The 17,435-nt window shown below is 72.1% G+C and carries 18 protein-coding genes; 10 read left to right on the top strand and 8 right to left on the bottom strand.

Annotated elements, in window-relative coordinates; genetic code table 11:
• Positions 1 to 85: 85 nt before the first annotated feature.
• The 4 genes from AB0C82_RS10670 to AB0C82_RS10655 are packed head-to-tail and all read right to left on the bottom strand — an operon-like array spanning position 86 to position 3,090.
• Positions 86 to 700 carry an ATP/GTP-binding protein gene (locus tag AB0C82_RS10670; protein ID WP_362838758.1) on the bottom strand — a complete coding sequence of 205 codons (615 nt, stop codon included), beginning with the start codon at positions 698 to 700 and terminating at the stop codon, positions 86 to 88.
• A complete protein-coding gene (locus AB0C82_RS10665; RefSeq protein WP_362838755.1) occupies positions 681 to 1,049 on the bottom strand; it encodes a DUF742 domain-containing protein in 369 nt (122 codons plus the stop codon). Before AB0C82_RS10665 ends, AB0C82_RS10670 begins: the two co-directional genes overlap by 20 nt.
• The gene (locus AB0C82_RS10660) at positions 1,046 to 1,453 is read right to left on the bottom strand and encodes a roadblock/LC7 domain-containing protein (protein WP_362838753.1); all 408 of its coding nucleotides are present in this window, start codon (positions 1,451 to 1,453) and stop codon (positions 1,046 to 1,048) included. Before AB0C82_RS10660 ends, AB0C82_RS10665 begins: the two co-directional genes overlap by 4 nt.
• Entirely contained in the window at positions 1,450 to 3,090 is a 1,641-nt protein-coding gene (locus tag AB0C82_RS10655; RefSeq protein ID WP_362838750.1) for an ATP-binding protein, read from the bottom strand. Before AB0C82_RS10655 ends, AB0C82_RS10660 begins: the two co-directional genes overlap by 4 nt.
• A 452-nt stretch (positions 3,091 to 3,542) precedes the next feature.
• On the opposite strand from AB0C82_RS10655, the gene AB0C82_RS10650 reads away from it, so the two are divergent.
• Positions 3,543 to 4,334: an IclR family transcriptional regulator gene (locus AB0C82_RS10650; protein WP_362838747.1), complete on the top strand. Its 792-nt coding sequence runs from the start codon at positions 3,543 to 3,545 to the stop codon at positions 4,332 to 4,334.
• 11 nt (positions 4,335 to 4,345) lie between these two features.
• On the opposite strand, the gene AB0C82_RS10645 is transcribed toward AB0C82_RS10650, so the two are convergent.
• Both AB0C82_RS10645 and AB0C82_RS10640 read right to left on the bottom strand, forming a co-directional pair.
• Complete coding sequence (locus AB0C82_RS10645; RefSeq protein WP_362838745.1) at positions 4,346 to 4,852, bottom strand: MarR family transcriptional regulator; 507 nt, start codon at positions 4,850 to 4,852, stop codon at positions 4,346 to 4,348.
• A complete protein-coding gene (locus tag AB0C82_RS10640; RefSeq protein ID WP_362838742.1) occupies positions 4,849 to 6,561 on the bottom strand; it encodes an FUSC family protein in 1,713 nt (570 codons plus the stop codon). Before AB0C82_RS10640 ends, AB0C82_RS10645 begins: the two co-directional genes overlap by 4 nt.
• A 138-nt stretch (positions 6,562 to 6,699) precedes the next feature.
• Here AB0C82_RS10640 and AB0C82_RS10635 point away from each other — a divergent pair, with 138 nt between their 5' ends.
• Positions 6,700 to 7,467, top strand: a complete 768-nt coding sequence (locus tag AB0C82_RS10635) for a VOC family protein (protein WP_362838739.1) — start codon at positions 6,700 to 6,702, stop codon at positions 7,465 to 7,467.
• A gap of 90 nt (positions 7,468 to 7,557) precedes the next feature.
• Here the strand turns inward: AB0C82_RS10635 and AB0C82_RS10630 are convergent, their stop codons facing one another.
• A complete protein-coding gene (locus AB0C82_RS10630) occupies positions 7,558 to 8,385 on the bottom strand; it encodes a phospholipid scramblase-related protein (RefSeq protein WP_362838736.1) in 828 nt (275 codons plus the stop codon).
• A 71-nt stretch (positions 8,386 to 8,456) separates the two neighbouring features.
• Here AB0C82_RS10630 and AB0C82_RS10625 point away from each other — a divergent pair, with 71 nt between their 5' ends.
• The 5 genes from AB0C82_RS10625 (at position 8,457) to AB0C82_RS10605 (ending at position 12,090) form a co-directional block, all read left to right on the top strand.
• Positions 8,457 to 8,888: a hypothetical protein gene (locus AB0C82_RS10625; RefSeq protein ID WP_362838733.1), complete on the top strand. Its 432-nt coding sequence runs from the start codon at positions 8,457 to 8,459 to the stop codon at positions 8,886 to 8,888.
• An 84-nt stretch (positions 8,889 to 8,972) separates the two neighbouring features.
• Positions 8,973 to 9,629, top strand: a complete 657-nt coding sequence (locus AB0C82_RS10620; protein ID WP_362838730.1) for a DUF3105 domain-containing protein — start codon at positions 8,973 to 8,975, stop codon at positions 9,627 to 9,629.
• Entirely contained in the window at positions 9,626 to 10,279 is a 654-nt protein-coding gene (locus AB0C82_RS10615; RefSeq protein WP_362838728.1) for a DUF305 domain-containing protein, read from the top strand. Before AB0C82_RS10620 ends, AB0C82_RS10615 begins: the two co-directional genes overlap by 4 nt.
• A 120-nt stretch (positions 10,280 to 10,399) precedes the next feature.
• Positions 10,400 to 11,656: an ROK family protein gene (locus AB0C82_RS10610; protein ID WP_362838726.1), complete on the top strand. Its 1,257-nt coding sequence runs from the start codon at positions 10,400 to 10,402 to the stop codon at positions 11,654 to 11,656.
• Positions 11,653 to 12,090, top strand: a complete 438-nt coding sequence (locus AB0C82_RS10605) for a protein-tyrosine phosphatase family protein (RefSeq protein WP_362838723.1) — start codon at positions 11,653 to 11,655, stop codon at positions 12,088 to 12,090. The genes AB0C82_RS10610 and AB0C82_RS10605 overlap by 4 nt, the downstream gene beginning before the upstream one ends.
• 281 nt (positions 12,091 to 12,371) lie before the next feature.
• On the opposite strand, the gene xylA is transcribed toward AB0C82_RS10605, so the two are convergent.
• On the bottom strand, positions 12,372 to 13,541 hold the full coding sequence (gene xylA, locus AB0C82_RS10600; RefSeq protein WP_362838721.1) for a xylose isomerase: 1,170 nt from the start codon (positions 13,539 to 13,541) through the stop codon (positions 12,372 to 12,374).
• Between the two features lie 216 nt (positions 13,542 to 13,757).
• Here xylA and xylB point away from each other — a divergent pair, with 216 nt between their 5' ends.
• The 3 genes from xylB to AB0C82_RS10585 all read left to right on the top strand — a co-directional run bounded on the left by xylB (position 13,758) and on the right by AB0C82_RS10585 (position 17,435).
• Positions 13,758 to 15,239, top strand: a complete 1,482-nt coding sequence (gene xylB / locus AB0C82_RS10595; RefSeq protein ID WP_362838718.1) for a xylulokinase — start codon at positions 13,758 to 13,760, stop codon at positions 15,237 to 15,239.
• A gap of 70 nt (positions 15,240 to 15,309) precedes the next feature.
• The gene (locus tag AB0C82_RS10590; protein WP_362838715.1) at positions 15,310 to 16,584 is read left to right on the top strand and encodes a VWA domain-containing protein; all 1,275 of its coding nucleotides are present in this window, start codon (positions 15,310 to 15,312) and stop codon (positions 16,582 to 16,584) included.
• On the top strand, positions 16,584 to 17,435 hold the full coding sequence (locus tag AB0C82_RS10585) for a hypothetical protein (RefSeq protein WP_362838712.1): 852 nt from the start codon (positions 16,584 to 16,586) through the stop codon (positions 17,433 to 17,435). The genes AB0C82_RS10590 and AB0C82_RS10585 overlap by 1 nt, the downstream gene beginning before the upstream one ends.

Raw genomic sequence — 17,435 nt, 5'->3', positions numbered from 1 at the left:
GCGCGGTGTGCGGCCGCGCGGACAGGACGTGCGCGGACGGAAGGTGCGCGCGGGGGCGTGCGGGCGCCGCGAGCGCGCACCTTCGTCAGGTGAGGGGAACGGCGAGGCTGTGCAGATACCGCATCAGGGTCAGCAGTACGTCACGGCTGGACGCCCGCAACCGGGCATCGCAGTCGATCATCGGGACCTCGTCCGGCAGGTCGAGTGCGGTCCTCAGGGCCTCGACCGGGTGATGCGGCGCGTCGGGGAAGGTGTTGACGGCGACGACGAACGGCACGCCGCGCTCCTCCAGCCGGCCGATCACGTCGAAGCTGACCTGGAGCCGGCGGGTGTCGATCAGGACGACGGCTCCGAGGGCTCCTTCGAACAGCCCGTTCCACAGGAACCAGAATCGCTCCTGGCCCGGTGTGCCGAAGAGGTAGAGGATCAGTTCCTCGCTGAGGCTGATCCGGCCGAAGTCCATGGCGACGGTGGTGGCGGTCTTGCTCTCCACCCCTGCGTTGTCGTCCACGCCGACACCGGCCTGGGTCATGGTCTCTTCGGTCGTCAGGGGCCGGATCTCGCTCACCGAGCCGACCATCGTGGTCTTTCCGACCCCGAATCCGCCGACGATCACGACCTTCACCGCGGCTGTCGCCGTGGTGGGTAGGACGTCCTCGCTCCGGGGGCCTGTGATCGTGTCAGAGCTTCTGAAGTCCATGCATCACCGCTTCGAGAAGGGATCGGTCCGGGAGGGAGGCTCGGACGATGGGCGCACGCGATTCGATCTGTTCGCTCGCGAGCAGTTCGGTCAGGAGCGAGGTCACGACACTGAAGGGCAGGCTCAGATAGGCGGAGATCTCGGCGACGGACAACGGCGCCCGGCAGAGCCGCAGGATCGCGGCCTGCTCGGGCTGGACCGTCGGCGAGGGCTCCGCCTGCGAGACCACCATCGTGACGAGGTCGAGCGCCGCGCGCTCGCCGTCGGGATCGCCGGTGATGACGTACAGCCGTTCCGGATCGTTCAGCGCCGGATCGGCCTTCCGGCGTTCTCGTCGGGGAGCACTCATCCGGCCTGCCCGTCATGTCGGGGCGGGCTCGAGAGGTGGGCTCCGATCCGGACGACCATGTCGCGCATACGTGCTCCGACCAGTCCGGCATCGACGGTCTCGTCGGCCAGGACGGCGAGGTACGAGCCCGCGCCGGCGGCCATCAGGTAGAAGAAGCCGCCGTCCACCTCGATGACGACGAGCCGCATCATCCCGTCGCTGTAGGGGATTTCGGAGGCGACCGCGGCGGCGAGGCTCTGCAGCCCGGCGCAGGCCGCCGCGAGACGGTCGGCGACGTCCGGGTCGCCGCCGTGCCGGGCGATGCGCAGGCCGTCCGATGAGAGCACCACGATCTGGTGGATGCTCGGCACGTCGTCGGCCAGTTCCTTGAGCATCCAGTCCATGTTCCCGCGCTGCTGGATCACTTCAAGTCTCCCTTGTCCCACGCGTCATCAGAGTCCTCGTCGTTCTTCGGTTCCTGGGGCACACCGTTGACGGCCTGGGTGAACGCCTCGAGCCAGAGCCCGGGAGGTGGCGGTTCACCGTTGCTCCGCCCGCCGTTGTGCCCGTTGTGCGCTCCCGCTGCGGGGACGGCGGGCTGCGCCGTCTGCTGCGGGAGGTTGTGCGAACCGAGGGGGGCGCGGCCGCGGCTGCGACGCTGCGGCAGGCCGCCCGCGGTCCATTCGGTCACCTCGGGGAGGTCGTCCTCCAGGGCGGCCGCCGGAGCCGCCGGGCCCTTCGAAGCCGGCTGCTTCTCGGTGTAACCGGGCATCCCGGCGGCGACCGAGGGAGGCAGTTCCGTGGACACGGGCCGGGGCTTGCGCTTGCCGGGCGGCGGAACCACGTGCTGGAGCTGCGACATGTCGAGCGAGCTCTGGGGCCGCGAGGTGGCGCCGATGCCGTGGGCGATGCCGGGCGCGGCGCCCGTGGTGAGCATTTCGCGCGGCACGATGACCACGGCTCGCACCCCGCCGTAGGCGGACTGGCGCAGGGAGACCTGGAGTTGGTACATCCGGGAGATCCGGCCGACGACGGCCATGCCGAGGCGGGGGGACTCTCCGAGGTCGTTCATGTTGATGCCGGCCTGGGCCTGGGCGAGCATGTTCTCGGCCCGTGCGCGGGCCTCCTCGCTGAGACTGACGCCGCCGTCCTCGATCTCGATGGCGATGCCGGTCTGGACCTCGACCGCGGTGACGTGCACCCGGGTCTGCGGCGGCGAGTAGCGCGTCGCGTTGTCCAGGAGTTCGGCGCAGGCGTGGATGAGCGGTTCGACCGAGGTTCCGACGATGGCGACCTTGGCGATCGAGTGCAGATCGACGCGCTGGTACTCGAGGATCCGGGACATCGCACCGCGCAGCACGCTGAACAGCGGTACGGGCTTGGGCCACTGGCGGCTGGGGCGGGCTCCGCCGAGCACGGCGATGGAGTCGGCGAGCCGTCCGATCAGCGCGGTGCCGTGGTCGATGCGAAGGAGGTCGTCGAAGACCTCAGGGTTGCGCCCGTGGTGGTCCTCCATCTCCCGCAGTTCACTGGCCTGGCGGTGGACGATGGCCTGGACGCGACGGGCGACACTGACGAACGCGCGCTGCGCGGAGTCACGCATCGCCTCTTCGTTGTCGATGATGTCGAGGATCTGGAAGACCAGGCCGCGCAGGGCCTTGGGGAGATTGCGGTAGGACTCGTCCGCGTCGACGACGTCGCGCATCACCTCTTCGGGCGAGTTGCTGGCCCGCAGCCGCCGGATCGCGGCCGGCAGCAGCTCCTTGGTCATCCGCACGGTCTCCGCGTCGTGCGCGGCGATGCGGTGTTCCAGGTAGGCGATGCGCTGTTCGTAGTGCGCACGCTGGACGTTCATGGCCCGGCGGCGGCGGTTGAGTACGACGGTGAGCGCGGAGACCACGAGCGTGGCCACCGCTCCGCACCAGACGACCGGTATCCGCGCGGGCTCGGTCACCAGCGCCGCACCGGCGGCAGTGGCGCCGGCCATCAGCACCAAGGGCAACAGCACGGCACGTACTGCGGGAATTTCTCGGTCAATCGACGGTGATTCAACACGAACCATCTAAACCCTCTGGCGGTTGATTCGGGGGGTGTTCGGAAGATCTGCGCACTTGTGATGACAGTCGTGAACAAGTGCTCGAATTCACATCAACTCGACTTCGATGCGCGTGAGCTTAGCGAGATCAGAACACCGCATCGGCATATTCACCCAACCCCCTGCGCGAGCACTCCGGCAGTAATACACTCACCAGTTTTTGCACTGAACGGCGTCAGGCGTGCGCGGGGAGTAATCGGCGGCGCAGGCGGGCGGTCGCGGCGCTTCGGCGTCCCGTGGTGCGGGACGCTGAAGTACGGTGGTTTTCAGGAGATGTGACGGTTCGTCGGAAACCACCCGCAACGCACCACCCCCAACCGGAGAACATAGACGACCTATTCGATTTCCGAGCGATTATTCCGTCCCGCACCACGGGACAGAGGCACAGGTGATCGAACCGGATCGAAAGGAGCAGATTGATGACCGAAGAACTGATTCACCGAAAAGAAGCCGTCACCGCGACGCGTGGCCACGTCATCGAGTCACTGGACACGGGCCTGCGGCTGATGCGGCTTTTCCTCGACCACGACACCCTCTCCGTCTCCCGGGCCGCCGAGCTGCTGTCCGTCGGCCGGTCCACCGCGCACCGGGTGCTCTTCACCCTGGAGGAGCGCGGCTTCGCGATCCGCGACCCGTCGGGCAGCGGCTACTCGGCCGGCCCCGAGCTCGTAAGGCTCGGCCGGCCCGCCGGGCTCGGGGCGGCGCTGCGGGAACGGCTCGGAGACGTACTGGACGATGCCGCCCGGCGCACCGGCGAGACCGTGCGGAGTGCGACGCTGATCGGGGACCGGGTCCTCGTCACCGACGGCCGCGAGTCGCCCCACCCCGTGCGGGTGGTGCTGGAGATATGGCGCACGCACCCCGCCCACGCGACGGCCGGCGGCAAGCTCCTGCTCTCGCGGATGACGGACGGCCAGGTGTGCGTGCTCTATCCGCGGGAGACGCTGCCCGCGGCCACCGGGCGCACGCTCACCTCACGTGCGGCGCTGCTGGACGAGCTGGCCGAGGTCCGCGAGCTCGGTCACGCGTTCAGCCGCGGTGAGTCGGTCCGGGGCATGAACGCCGTCGCCGTCCCGCTCGGCGGGCCGGGCCCCCGCGACCGGCTGGCGCTGACGGCGTCGGCGCCGGCCGATCGCGGGGACGACGCGGCACTGGCGGAGTTCGCCGGGCAGCTGCGTCGGTCGGCCTCCCTGCTCAGCAGGGCGGGCTGACCTCCCGGGAGTCAGCGGCGGGCGCCGCCGATGCGTCCCTCCAGCTGCACCAGCAGTTCGCTGAGCTGGGCGCTCAGACGGCTGCGGGCCCCGTCGTCGAGGCCGGACAGGACAGCTCGTTCGTACGCGAGCTGCTCGGGCAGCAGCCGGTCGACCAGGGCGCGGCCCTCCTCGGTCAGGCCGACGTGGGCGACCCGGCGGTCGCGGGCGTCACCGCGGCGGTCGACGAGGCCCCTCTCCTGGAGGGCGCGCAGGCGCTTGGTGACGGCGGCGCCCGACGAGAACGTCTCGCGGGCCAGCTCGCCGGGCGTGAGCTCGCGGCCGGTACGGCGGATCGCGCCGAGCAGGTCGAACTCGGGACGCGTCAGCCCGGCGGAGCGCAACGGGGCGTCCTCCGCCTGCTGGAGGAGGGCGGCACAGCGGTTGATACGGCCGATGAGCTCCATCGGGCCGGTGTCGAGCTCCGGATCGACGGCCTGCCACTGCCGTACCACCGAGGCCACGATGTCGTCGGTCACACCGCTCCGTCCAGTCCGTCCCGAGGAGGCGGAAGGACTGCCAGCCCCTGCCTCCGTGCTGTTGCGGCGAGCGTACGGTGTCCGGCCTGCTCAGCCGCGACGAGCCGCTCCTCCGGCAGGGCGTGCTGCCACCATTCACCGGCCGCGGCGTCGCCCGCCAGGCGCAGTTCAACGAGGGAGCCCGTGAGCCTGCGGCGCGCCCCGTCGAGCGCGGCCGGCGCCGCCGCCGGGTCGGCGATGGTCCGTACGGCGTGGGCGCGGGACGCCTCGGCCTCTGCCAGCGCCTTCTCGACGTGCCCGGTGGCGCGCCGGTTGGTGACCGCCGCCGCGGCGAGGAAGCCGACGGCCGCGCCGACGAGGGTGTCCAGGACCCGGTCCCCGATGAGTTCGCCGGCCGGGTGGGTGCCGCCGAACTCCAGGACCAGGAGGGCCATCGGGGTGACGGCGACCGAGCCGAGCCAGTAGTTGCGGGTGATCAGGGCCTCGGCGGCGAAGTTGAAGAACAGGCAGCAGCCGATGAGGGCGAGCGGCCCGGTGCGGCTGAGCGGGAGGACGGCAGCGAAGACGAGCACGCCGATGAGGTTGCCGAGGGTCCGCTGGAGGGTCCGGTTCCAGGACAGGGTGATGTTTGCCTGGTAGAGGGAGGCCGCGGTGACGATCGCCCAGTAGGGGCGGCCGGCGCCGAGGGCGGCGCAGACGTACCCGGCGAGGGCGCAGCCGATGAGGGTGCGGGCGGCGACGGGCAGCAGCGGTGAGCCGGGCGCGAGTGCCCGCAGCACGGGGCGGCGGGCGGCCCGTTCGGCATCGACGCCGAAGATCTCCGCGGTGGTGCCCGGCGCGGGCGGCGGGCAGGGCACGGGGCTGCGGGCCCGCGTCGCGGCGGCCCACGCCCGCAGCCGCGCCGGGCGGGGGGCCGCGGCCGGCCGGGCCGTTTCCTCGGCGTCCGGGTCACCGTCGTTCGCCGTCGCCGCGAGCGCCGCCTCGGCGTGGATGAGAAGACGTTCCAGCTCCCGGCGCACGGGGGTGGGGCGGCCGGTGGCGAGCAGGGACTGCCAGGCGCTGTGGACGGCGGCCGCCGCGGAGTGCCGGGTTCCGGGGCCGGGGGCGTCGGCACAGGCGGCCGCTGCGTCGAGGGCGCGGGCGGTGGCACGGCGCTCCGGGCCTTCCCGGCGCAGCAGCGCGGGCCCGACGGTGACGAGCAGGGACACGGCTCCCGCGGCGAGCGTCAGTGCGAGGTGTCCGGGGACCTGACCGAGTTCCTGCGGGGTGAAGAGGGCCGCCGAGGTGACGAAGGTGAAGATCACCGCGCCGGGCGGTCCGACGCGCGTCGCGTCGCAGAGCGCCTTCTGCGCGGCGGCCAGCAGGGCGGCGACGGCGATCAGGACTCCGGTCGAGTCCGTGAGCGAGGCCGTGACCAGCGCTGTCGCGACCCCGGCGGACATGCCGAGCACCACGCCCGCGACGGTGCGGGCCCGGTGGGCGTACGGCAGGTTGTGGCCGTAGAGAGCGCAGAGCGATCCGGCCATCGTGTACATCACGAGGTCGAGCCGGTCCACGGCGAAGAGCAGCAGGTTGGGCACGGCCGAGGCGATGACGATGCTCAGCGCCGGCTTGAACCAGGTGTCCGAGGGGCGCGCGAGGCGCAGCGCCCCGACTGTCGCGAAGCCGCGGACCGAGGGCCGCCCTGCCCGAATGGATGTATCACTCACACAGATACTTTAACAGGTATTACACCTGTAAATGATTGACGCTCGGAGCGGCCCGAAGGCTGACGGGTCCCGCCGGTCGTAGCGTGCGAGCAGACACCCGAGCCCGCCAGAGCCTCGGCATGATCACGAGGGAGTGGAATGAAGTACTCCGAGCCGCTGGACAGCGGCCCCTGCTGGGTCGAGCTGGGCACACCGGACATCCCGGCCGCCAAGTCGTTCTACGCGGCACTCTTCGGCTGGCACTGCGAGACCGATCCGCGCCCGGAGGCCGGCGGCTACACCATGGCGCGGCTCGGCGACGCCGCAGTCGCCGCCCTCACTCCGCTCCACCGGCCCGGCGGCTCCCCCGCCGCCTGGACGGTCTCCTTCTCCACCCGTGACGCGGACGCCACCGCGGCGAAGGTGACCTCTGCGGGCGGGACGCTGCTGACCGGCCCGACGGACGTCTTCGAGCAGGGCCGGTTCGCCGTGGTCTCCGACCCGGAGGGTGCGGTGTTCTCGCTGTGGCAGCCCCGCGCGTTCGCGGGCGCCGAACGCCTCGGCGACCCGGGCACCCTCGGCTGGGCCGAACTCTCCACCCGCGACACGGTGACGGCTCTCGCCTTCTACCCCACGGTCCTCGGCTGGACGGTCAGCGCGGGCGGGTCCTACACCCACTGGGGCGTGGACGGCGCCGATTTCGGCGGCATGATGGCGATGGGCGAGGAGTTCGAGCCGGAGGTACCGCCGCACTGGCTCCCCTACTTCGTCGTCACGGACGTCGACGCCACGGCCGCCACGGCGCTGAGCGCGGGCGGAGATCTCCTGCTGCCGCCCACGAGCATCCCGGACGGGCCCAGGATCGCGGTCCTCCGCGACCCGCAGGGCGCGGCGTTCGGCATCCACAGGTCCTACCGCGAGGACTGACGAGGAGTCCGCGACACGAAGGCGGTACGCCAAGGTGCCCCCGCACGTATCCGCGCGGGGGCACCTCGTCGTCACGTCCCGGGCGGGCGCTCAGCCGAGTCCGCGGGCGTCCTGCTTGAGGGCCGTGTCGACCGTCAGGGCGGTGGCGACCACGAGGCTCAGCAGCGGCTCGGGCAGCTGCTGGTGGATCTGGAGCACGTAGTTGTCGGCCGTCGTGAACATGGTCTTCGCGAGACCTTCCCAGGTCTTGGTGATCCGGGCTATCTCGACGTCGTTCCCGTCGACGATCGCGAAGTTCCAGGCGCGCCAGTTCTCCGCCTTGACGGCGCCGACCTTGCGGCCGTCGGCCATGATGGCGAAGTTGATCTTGCCGATGGCGTTCTGCTGGACGATCTCGCCGACCGGCTGCCCGTCGGGGCGCTGGACGACGACCCGGGACTTGATGAACTTGGCCGGCCGCGTCAGCAGCAGCTGCGGCTGACCGTACGCGTCACGGATCTCCAGCCGGTGGGTCAGGTACTGGTCGATGCTCGCGACGAACCGCAGCACCTTGCGCAGTGCGCTCTGACCGACCTGTACGACCGAACCGACCGTGTTGCCCTGCTGGTCGAAGACCTTGTACTCGGTCGTGACCTCGATCAGCTTGGCCTTCTGGTTCACGACCAGGACCGGCTGGTTGAAGAGCGAGGCGCCACCCGGGACGGCCTGCTGGGGGTACGCCGACTGCTGGTGCTGCACGGCCTGGTGCGGAATCCCCGCCGGCGCCTGCGCGGGAATCTGGGACGCGGCCTGCGCGTGCTCGCCCTGTGCCGGGTTGGTGTGCTCGGTCCAACGGGAGCCGTCCCAGTAGCGCAGCAGCTGGGGCGCGCCATGAGGATCCGGATACCAGCCCGCAGAGGTGTTCGAATGCGTGGTCACTGGGGCACACTATCCCGCGAACCTGTGACCCCATAGTCCTTGAATCTTCACACACCACTACGATGGCGGCGATGACCAGGCTGAGCGAGCGGACCGACCGGCGACGGAGCCGCACACGTGTGTCCGCCGAAGTGGGCTCTGTCCTGGTCCTCCTGGCGATGGTCCTCTGCTGCTCCCTCAGCACCGCAGCGGCAACGTCACCTTCGGGCGACGTCCGGCGGGCCTCCCCGGCCCGTGCCATGACCCCGACGCCGGAGACCGCCGCCTCGCTCGTGACGGCGCACGCACCGGACAGCCGGGGCATGGGCAGTTCCTGCCACGGCACCTCCGACCACTCCTCGGCCGTCGTGCTGCCGGGCCCGCCCGCACCGGCGGGCCTTCCCACCGCACTCGCCGCTGCCACTGCCGCCGCCCCCCTCACCGGAGCGGCCGCGATCCGCGGCCCCTCCCACGACGGTGTGGGCGCCGTCGACCGCCTGCGACTGCAGATCCAACGGATCTAGAGGCCCCGCTCCTTGCCTCTTCCCATCCCCACGCGGCGCGCACGCCCGCGCGCACGCGTCCCGTTGAACTCCCGAGGACCTGCCATGGCTTCCGCCAAGAACAAGAACCAGAACACCCCCGCCGCCGCACGCCGGGCCAAGCTCGACGAGGCCCGCCGCAAGGAGCGGGCACGTGAGCGCCGCGTCCGCATCATCACCATCAGCGCCTCCGTCGCCGTGGTGGCCGCCCTGGTCGCCGGAGGCGCCTACCTGATGGCCGCGGCCGATGACAAGGACAAGGCCGAGGAGCAGGCCAAGTCCTCGCCGGTCAAGGGCGAGCGCAGCTGGGACAAGCTGGAGCAGGACCACGTCGGCACCAAGGTCGACTACCCGATGAACCCGCCCGTCGGCGGCGACCACAACCAGGTGTGGATGAACTGCGACGCCGACGTCTACACCGCGGAGATACCGAAGGAGAACGCCGTCCACTCCCTGGAGCACGGCGCGGTCTGGGTCACGTACAACAAGAAGGCGAAGGACGCCGACATCGAGGCGCTCGGCAAGCGCGTCTCCAGCACCCCGTACTCCCTGATGAGCCCTCTCGCCGACCAGGACGACCCGCTGATCCTCAGCGCCTGGGGCAAGCAGGTCACGGTGAAGAGCGCCACCGACCCCCGCGTCGCCCAGTTCTTCACCAAGTACGTCCAGGGTCCGCAGACGCCTGAGCCGGGTGCCGCCTGCACGGGCGGAATGGACAAGTGACATCCGCCGTACGCCCTCCCCGTCCGATGGTGCTGGCGGCCGTCGTGGTGTTCCTGCTTGCACTGGGACTGGTGGTGCTGACGATCGGCCGGCCTTCCTCGGCGGCCCCGTCCACCTCGGGCAGCACCTCCTCGGCCGCGCCCGCCGAGACGTCCGCCGACGTGGGTTTCGCCCGCGACATGTCGATCCACCATCAGCAGGCGGTGGAGATGTCCTTCATCGTCCGCGACCGGACCGACGACGAGGACGTACGCCGCCTCGCGTACGACATCATCAACACCCAGGCCAACCAGCGCGGCATGATGCTGGGCTGGCTGGAGACGTGGGGCAGGCCGAAGAGTTCGGAGCTGCCGCCCATGGAGTGGATGGGGCACCCCGTCACGGCCACGGGTGACGGTTCGCTGATGCCGGGCATGGCCACCGACGCGGAGATGGACGAGCTGCGACGGACCAAGGGCACGGCCGCCGAGGTCCTGTACCTGCGGCTGATGACCGTCCACCACCGGGCGGGCGCCGAGATGGCACAGGCGGCGGCCGGTTCGGCGGACACCGAGGAGATCAGGAACCTGGCAGCGGGCATGGTCCGCGGCCAGGAGTCGGAGATCGGGCTCATGGCCGACATGCTGGAGCAGCGGGGCGCCACCGCCTGAGGGCGACGGATCCCCCTGGACGGGGGCCGTCCCGTCGCCCGGTCCACCGGGCGACGGGACGGCCCTCCGCGCTGTTCGGCGGCCTGCGGCGAGCGGCCGGGAGATAGGGTCGACGACTATATGAAGAGCAACCTCGCACCCTTGGGCCCCAAGGCGGACAAGGACACCGTGCGACGTCACAATCTGAGCCTCGTGCTGCGGGCCGTCCGGGACGAGGGCGAGGCCGGGGAAGCGACGAGGGCCGGGGTGTCCGGCCGGGTGGGGCTGACCCGGGCCGCCGTGTCCTCGCTGGTCGAGCAGCTTCTCGACAGCGGGTTCCTCACCGAGTCGGGCAAGACCTTCAGCGGGCAGGCCGGGCGGCCGGGTACGGCCCTGAAGGTGGCACGCACGGGCCCGGCCGGGCTCGGCGTGGAGATCAACATCGACTACGTCTCGGTGTGCGTCGTGGACCTCGCGGGCACGGGCCGGGTCCGCCAGACCGAGCACCTCGACAACCGGGGGGCCCCACCCGGCGACGTACTGGCCAGGGCGGCGGGGATCGCGGCCCGGACCCTGGAATCGGCGCGCGAGCAGGACCTGCACCCGGTGGGAGCTGCTCTCGCGCTGCCGGGCCTGGTGTCCGGCGGTTCGGTGCGCCAGGCCCCCAACCTCGGCTGGAACCAGGTGCCGGCCGAGGAACTCTTCGCGAGCGCGCTGGCCGGGCTGCGCCCCGGCCGGCCCGCGCTGCCGGTGAGCTCGGAGAACGAGGCCAATCTCGCGGCACTGGCCGAGCTGTGGTTCGGCGGTCTCGACAAGGCGCGCAGTTTCCTCTATCTGACGGGCGAGATCGGGGTCGGCGGTGCCCTGGTGCTCGACGGCGAACTGCTGCGCGGCGCACACGGTTTCGCAGGGGAGATCGGGCATGTGGTGGTGGACCCGGCGGGACCGGAGTGCCGCTGCGGTTCCCGGGGCTGCCTGGAGCAGTACGCGGGGCAGGCCGCGCTGCTGCGCGCGGCGGGCATCGACGAGAACGCCACAGGTCCGGTCGCCGAGCTGGAGCGGCGTGCGCGCGCGGGCGACGAGCGGGCGGTCGCGGCCGTCGCGGAGGCCGGACGGATGCTGGGCAGGGTGCTGTCGGGCGCGGTGAATCTGATCGACCCCGAGGCGGTGGTGCTCGGCGGCATCTACCGGAGCCTGATGCCCTGGCTCGCGCCGCCCGCCGACCAGGAGCTGACGGGGAGGGTGGTCTCCGGCCTCTGGTCGCCGGGCAGCGGACGGCTGCGCGCCTCGTCCGTCGCGGGGGACGCGGCGCGGGGTGCGGCGGCCCTGGTGATGCAGGACGTACTGGCCGACCCGGTGGCGTACGCGGAGCGCAACGGAACGAGGGTGTCGCGATGACCGAGAACTGGGACCCCGCAGACGCGGGGGTGCTGACCTTGCCCTCGGGCCTGCTGGTAAGGGGACGCGGGCTGCGTCGTCCGCTTCCCGGCGGGGCGGTGCCCACGTTCGGGGTGTACCTGCTGGGCGACGAGCCGGAACCCGTCGCCTGGGAGTCGCGGTGGGTGCGCTGGCCCGACTTCCGGCTGCCCGCCGACCGGGCGCGGGCCCGCGAGGTCTTCGGCGAGGCGCTGGCGCGCGCGGCCACGGACCGCGTGGAGGTGGCATGCGGGGGCGGCATCGGACGTACGGGTACGGCGCTGGCATGCATCGCCGTACTGGACGGGGTCCCGGCGGACCGGGCTGTGGAGTTCGTCCGCGGCGGCTACCACCACCGGGCTGTGGAGACCCCGTGGCAGAAGCGGTTCGTACGCCGCTTCGGCAGCCCCCTCTGAGGGCTGTCCCGTAGTCCCTGGTGGATCACATCGGCGCGCGGCGTCGGATGCGGCGGATCGCAAGGCGGAGGGGCGTCCGCCCGCCGGTCGTGTCCGGGCGCTCCGGCAGCGCGGCGAGGCGCCCTGGCTGTCGTCGTGCGACGGCCGGGGATCGCGGGTCGGCCCTCCTGCGACACACATGCGGACCGGGGCGCGGGCGCCGGTCCGTGCGGCGGACGTGGGCCCTCGCCCACCACCCGCCGCCGGCCCGCGCCCGCGCCCCGGTCCGTACGCCGTCCGGGTCAGCGCACCCCGAGCAGGTGGTCCATCGCCAGCTGGTCCAGGACCTCGAAGGCCATGCCGCGCTCCGCCGCCGCCGTGATGTCGAACTCCTCGAAAGCCGAACGGTCGGCGAGCAGACCCGCGACCCCGTCCTCGGCGGTGGGCTGGGCCAGCTCGTCCAGGCGCGAGGCGCGCAGCGCCTCCTGCACGGCCGGGTCGGCGCGGAAGGCCGCGGCGCGCTCCTTGAGGATCAGGTAGTTGCGCATACAGCCCTCGGCCGAGGCCCAGACGCCCGAGTAGTCCTCGGTGCGCGGCGGCTTGAAGTCGAAGTGGCGCGGGCCCTCGTAGCCACCGCGCTCCAGCAGGTCGACCAGCCAGAACGCCTGGCGCAGGTCACCGGCGCCGAAGCGCAGGTCCTGGTCGTACTTGATGCCGGACTGGCCGTTCAGGTCGATGTGGAAGAGCTTTCCGGCCCACATCGCCTGGGCGATGCCGTGCGGGAAGTTGAGCCCGGCCATCTGCTCGTGCCCGGTCTCCGGGTTCACGCCGACCAGCTCCGGGCGCTCCAGGCGCTCGATGAAGGCGAGGGCGTGGCCGATGGTCGGCAGGAGGATGTCGCCGCGCGGCTCGTTCGGCTTGGGCTCGATGGCGAAGCGGAGGTCGTAGCCCTGCTCGGTGACGTAGTCGCCCAGCAGGTCGAAGGCTTCCTTCATCCGGTCGAGCGCGACCCGGACGTCCTTCGCGGCACCGGACTCGGAACCCTCGCGCCCGCCCCAGGCCACATAGGTGGTGGCGCCGAGCTCGACGGCGAGATCGATGTTGCGCAGTGTCTTGCGGAGCGCGTACCGGCGTACGTCCCGGTCGTTGGCGGTGAAGGCCCCGTCCTTGAAGACCGGGTGGGTGAAGAGGTTCGTCGTGGCCATCGGCACCACGAGCCCGTTCGCGTCGAGCGCCTGCCGGAACCGCTTGACGTGCCCCTCCCGCTCCGCGTCCGTCGAGCCGAACGGGATCAGGTCGTCGTCGTGGAAGGTGACTCCGTACGCGCCGAGCTCGGCGAGCCGCTGCACGGACTCGACCGGGTCGATCGCCTCGCGGGTCGCGTCACCGAACGGGTCGCGCCCCTGCCAGCCAACCGTCCACAGACCGAAGCTGAACTTGTCCTCCGGAGTGGGCGTGAAGCGTTCCGTCATCGTCTGGCCGCCTTCGAGTGCTGTCGGGTCCGGTACCGGCACGCACCGGCCGACCCTATTTGTTCAGTGTCATGACTAATCATGCACGGAGGGCCCCTGTGACGTAACCCCCCACCCCCACAAAAACGGAACAGGCCCTGGTCGGGCGCGTGACGATCACGTAATTTGTTTCCCGCACGATCAAATTCGGTTCCCCCAGGCGAGAAGAGGTAGCCCATGCCGCCGCGCAGCGTCGTCATCGGCGTGGACAGCTCCACCCAGTCCACGAAGGCGGCGGTGATTGATGCCGAGACCGGCGAGCTCCTCGCCGTCGGCAGGGCCCCGCATACGGTCACCGGCGAGGGCGGGGCCCGCGAGAGCGACCCCGAGATCTGGTGGCAGGCGCTGCGCCTGGCGGTGGCCGCCGGGCTCAAGGAGTCCGGCGTCGGCGCCTCGGCCGTCACGGGGATCGCCGTCGCCGGACAGCAGCACGGCCTCGTCCTGCTCGACCGGGAGGGCAGGCCGCTGCGCCCCGCGCTGCTGTGGAACGACACCCGCTCCGCCCCGCAGGCCACCGCCCTCACCGAGGCGCTCGGCGGCCCCGACGCCTGGACCGCGCGCACCGGCTCGGTGCCCGTCGCCTCCCTCACGGCGACGAAGTGGCAGTGGCTGCGCGAGAACGACCCCGCCGGTGCGGCGGCGGCCGCCGCCGTCCGGCTCCCCCACGACTTCCTGACCGAGCGGCTCACCGGCACCGCGTTCACCGACCCCGGTGACGCCTCGGGCACCGGCTGGTACTCCACGGCCACCGGAGCGTACGACCCCGACCTGCTCGCGCTCCTCGGGCTGGACCGGTCCCTGCTGCCGGAAGTCGCCGCCACCGGGGCGGCCAGGACCGGCTCCCTGACCACCGCCGCAGCCGAGGCCCTCGGCCTGCCGGCCGGGATCGCCGTGGCGGCGGGCACCGGGGACAACATGAGCGCCGCCGTCGGCCTCGGCCTGGGCGGCGCCGGGCTCCTCGACCACCCGGTGCTCAGTCTGGGCACCTCCGGGACGGTGTTCGCCGCGTCCCGGACCCGGCCCGTCTCGGCGGCCCTCTCAGGTTTCGCCGCCGCGGACGGTACGTACCTCCCGCTGGCCTGCACCCTCAACTGCACGCTCGCCGTCGACAAGGTGGCCGCCCTGCTGGGACTGCACCGCGACGACGCGACGCCCGGCGGCGAGGCCGTACTGCTGCCCTACCTGGACGGCGAGCGCACCCCCGACCTCCCCCGGGCCTCGGGGCTGCTCACCGGACTGCGGCACGACACGACCCCGCAGCAACTCCTGGGCGCCGCCTACGAGGGCGCCGCGTTCACCGTGCTCCGCGCCCTCGACGAACTGCTGCTGGCCTGCGGCCTCGACCCCGCCGATCCCACCGTCGCCGCCCGCCCGCTGCGGCTGATCGGCGGCGGGGCGGGTGGCCGCACCTGGGTGGAGACCGTGCGCCGCCTCTCCGGGCGTCCGCTCGTCATCCCCGCCGGGGGTGAACTGGTCGCCCGTGGCGCGGCGGCGCTCGCCGCCTCGGCGGCCGGCGGAGGGGATCCGGTAGCGGTGGCTGCCTCTTGGAACAGCGGCCTGGACGACCGTCAACTGCCCCCGGTCGAAAGGGATATGGAGACCTGGGAGCGGGTCGGTTCGGTGCTGGGACGAGCCGCCGGCCCCGTGCTCGAAGGCTGAGCCCAAGGCTCGAACCGGCCTTCGGCGCACGCGTTTTGGGATGCCGCCGGAACTTCAATAGGATCCGGCGATGATCATAAGAAGACGGCTGCGGGCCGGGGTGTGCGTACTGCTCGCCACCCTGGCCGCGTGGCTCGGCACCGCCCTCCCGGCCGCCGCCGACGAACCCACCGGCACCACACCCCCCAAGGTCGAGCTGGTTCTCGACGTCAGCGGCTCCATGCGCGCCCGCGACATCGACGGCCAGTCGCGGATGGCCGCCGCGAAGCAGGCGTTCAACGACGTGCTGGACGCGGTGCCCGAGGAGGTGCAGCTCGGCATCCGGACGCTCGGTGCCGACTACCCGGGCGACGACCGCAGGACCGGCTGCAAGGACACCAAGCAGCTCTACCCCGTCGGTCCGCTCGACCGCACCGAGGCCAAGACGGCGGTCGCCACCCTGGCGCCCACCGGCTGGACCCCGATCGGCCCGGCGCTGCTCGGCGCGGCCGACGACCTGGAGGGCGGCGAAGGCACCCGCCGGATCGTCCTCATCACCGACGGCGAGGACACCTGCGGCCCTCTCGACCCGTGCGAGGTGGCACGGGACATCGCCGCTCGCGGGGTGCACCTGGTCATCGACACGCTGGGCCTGGTCCCCAACGCCAAGATCCGCCAGCAGCTGACCTGCATCGCCGAGGCGACAGGCGGCACCTACACGGCCGTCACACACACCGAGGAACTCTCCGGCCGCGTCAAGCAGTTGGTCGACCGCGCCGCCGAGCCCGTCGTCACCCCGGTGGCGACCGAGGGCGCGGACAGCTGCTCCGCTGCTCCGGCGCTCAAGGCCGGTCTCTACACCGACCGTGAGAAGTTCGGCGAGCACCGCTGGTACCGGGTGGACGTACTGCCGGGCCAGGAACTGCGCGCGTCGGTGAGCGTGGCGGCCGACCGCGCCGTCAACAACGACTACGGGGTCCTGCTGCGGGCGCTGACCGTGCACGGCCGCGAGATCGTCCGCGGTTCCGAGGCCGGCACCGGCCGTACGGACGTGATCTCCTCCGGGCTGCGCTACCCCAAGGCCGAACAGGACGGCACGGACGACGAGGACCTGACTCCCGAGGCCGTCTGCCTCCAGGTCAGCAACTCCTTCTCGGCCGCCGCGTCGGTGAAGACCTCGCCCGGCCTTCCGGTCGAGCTGACCATCGACGTGGTGGACGCGCCGGACGAGGCGGCCGACGTGGCCGCGTTCGGTCTCGGCCGCGGCTGGTGGCTGCTCGGCGTGCTCGTCCTCACCGGACTGGTCGCCGGCCTGCTGACCGGCTGGATCTCGCGCTGGCGCGTCGCCGTATGGAGGACCAACTGATGCGTACGACACGTGCACTGGCGAGCGGCCTGCTGGCCGGCCTCGCCCTGCTGACCTCCGCGGGCTCCGCCACGGCGGTCGCCCCGTCGGCGCCCAGGACCGACGCGAGCCCCAGCACCGATCCCGGCGCCGGAAGCGACGGCGGGGCGGGACCCACCGAAGCGGGCACGACGTTCCGTACCGCCACCGCCGTCCAGCAGGGGCAGCGGGCCACCGCGGAGGCGTCGACGGGTGACTACCTGTACTGGGTCTTCCCCGCCGACGCCGGTCAGCGGGCCACCGTCCGCGCGAAGGTCACCCTCCCCGAGAGTGCGACGCGGCACGGTGCGTCGACCTGGCAGGTCGACGTGTACGACGGACTGCGGCGGCGCCAGGCGTGCATGTACGGCCACCAGACCCGCAAGGCCGCCGCGGAGGCCGCGTCGGTCGAGCTGACCTGTGTCCTGCGGACCGTCCGTGCCTGGTCGGAGCCGTGGGCCGCTGATCCGCTGCCGGGCAGCTACTACGTACGCCTCACGGTCCTCGACCTGCCCGCCACCGACCTCGGTCTGCCGGTCGCGACGGAGCTGGAGGTCACCTCCGCCGGCAGAAACGGTGCGCACGACGTGGACGGCGCTCTCGCCGAGCCGCTGGTGCCCGGCGCCACGTCCGAGGATGCCCCCGGCGGCAGCGGCTCGCAGGACCGCGTGCCCCTCGCCGGTGAGCCGGAGGACGGCTGGACGTCCGGCTGGTGGACGGACCGCTGGCTGTGGACCGTGGGCGGCGGGGTGCTCGGTGCGCTGGCAGCCGTCTTCGGCTACTCCCTCACGCGGGGCGGCGGCCGTCCCTCCCGGGTGCCTCAGGGCATCTGA

The organism is Streptomyces sp. NPDC048560, from assembly GCF_040650955.1.
Lineage (GTDB): Bacteria > Actinomycetota > Actinomycetes > Streptomycetales > Streptomycetaceae > Streptomyces.
The sequence above is the reverse complement of the archived record's forward strand: the minus strand, read 5'-3'. Positions and strand labels throughout refer to the sequence as shown.

What these genes read in the sequence shown, in the direction of transcription:
- AB0C82_RS10650 (WP_362838747.1), top strand. Translation starts at nt 3,543, where the DNA reads ATGACCGAAGAACTGATTCACCGAAAAGAAGCCGTCACCGCGACGCGT.
- AB0C82_RS10635 (WP_362838739.1), top strand. Translation starts at nt 6,700, where the DNA reads ATGAAGTACTCCGAGCCGCTGGACAGCGGCCCCTGCTGGGTCGAGCTG.
- AB0C82_RS10655 (WP_362838750.1), bottom strand. Translation starts at nt 3,090, where the DNA reads ATGGTTCGTGTTGAATCACCGTCGATTGACCGAGAAATTCCCGCAGTA.
- AB0C82_RS10670 (WP_362838758.1), bottom strand. Translation starts at nt 700, where the DNA reads ATGGACTTCAGAAGCTCTGACACGATCACAGGCCCCCGGAGCGAGGAC.
- AB0C82_RS10605 (WP_362838723.1), top strand. Translation starts at nt 11,653, where the DNA reads ATGACCGAGAACTGGGACCCCGCAGACGCGGGGGTGCTGACCTTGCCC.
- AB0C82_RS10585 (WP_362838712.1), top strand. Translation starts at nt 16,584, where the DNA reads ATGCGTACGACACGTGCACTGGCGAGCGGCCTGCTGGCCGGCCTCGCC.
- xylB (WP_362838718.1), top strand. Translation starts at nt 13,758, where the DNA reads ATGCCGCCGCGCAGCGTCGTCATCGGCGTGGACAGCTCCACCCAGTCC.
- xylA (WP_362838721.1), bottom strand. Translation starts at nt 13,541, where the DNA reads ATGACGGAACGCTTCACGCCCACTCCGGAGGACAAGTTCAGCTTCGGT.
- AB0C82_RS10625 (WP_362838733.1), top strand. Translation starts at nt 8,457, where the DNA reads ATGACCAGGCTGAGCGAGCGGACCGACCGGCGACGGAGCCGCACACGT.
- AB0C82_RS10590 (WP_362838715.1), top strand. Translation starts at nt 15,310, where the DNA reads ATGATCATAAGAAGACGGCTGCGGGCCGGGGTGTGCGTACTGCTCGCC.
- AB0C82_RS10610 (WP_362838726.1), top strand. Translation starts at nt 10,400, where the DNA reads ATGAAGAGCAACCTCGCACCCTTGGGCCCCAAGGCGGACAAGGACACC.
- AB0C82_RS10665 (WP_362838755.1), bottom strand. Translation starts at nt 1,049, where the DNA reads ATGAGTGCTCCCCGACGAGAACGCCGGAAGGCCGATCCGGCGCTGAAC.
- AB0C82_RS10620 (WP_362838730.1), top strand. Translation starts at nt 8,973, where the DNA reads ATGGCTTCCGCCAAGAACAAGAACCAGAACACCCCCGCCGCCGCACGC.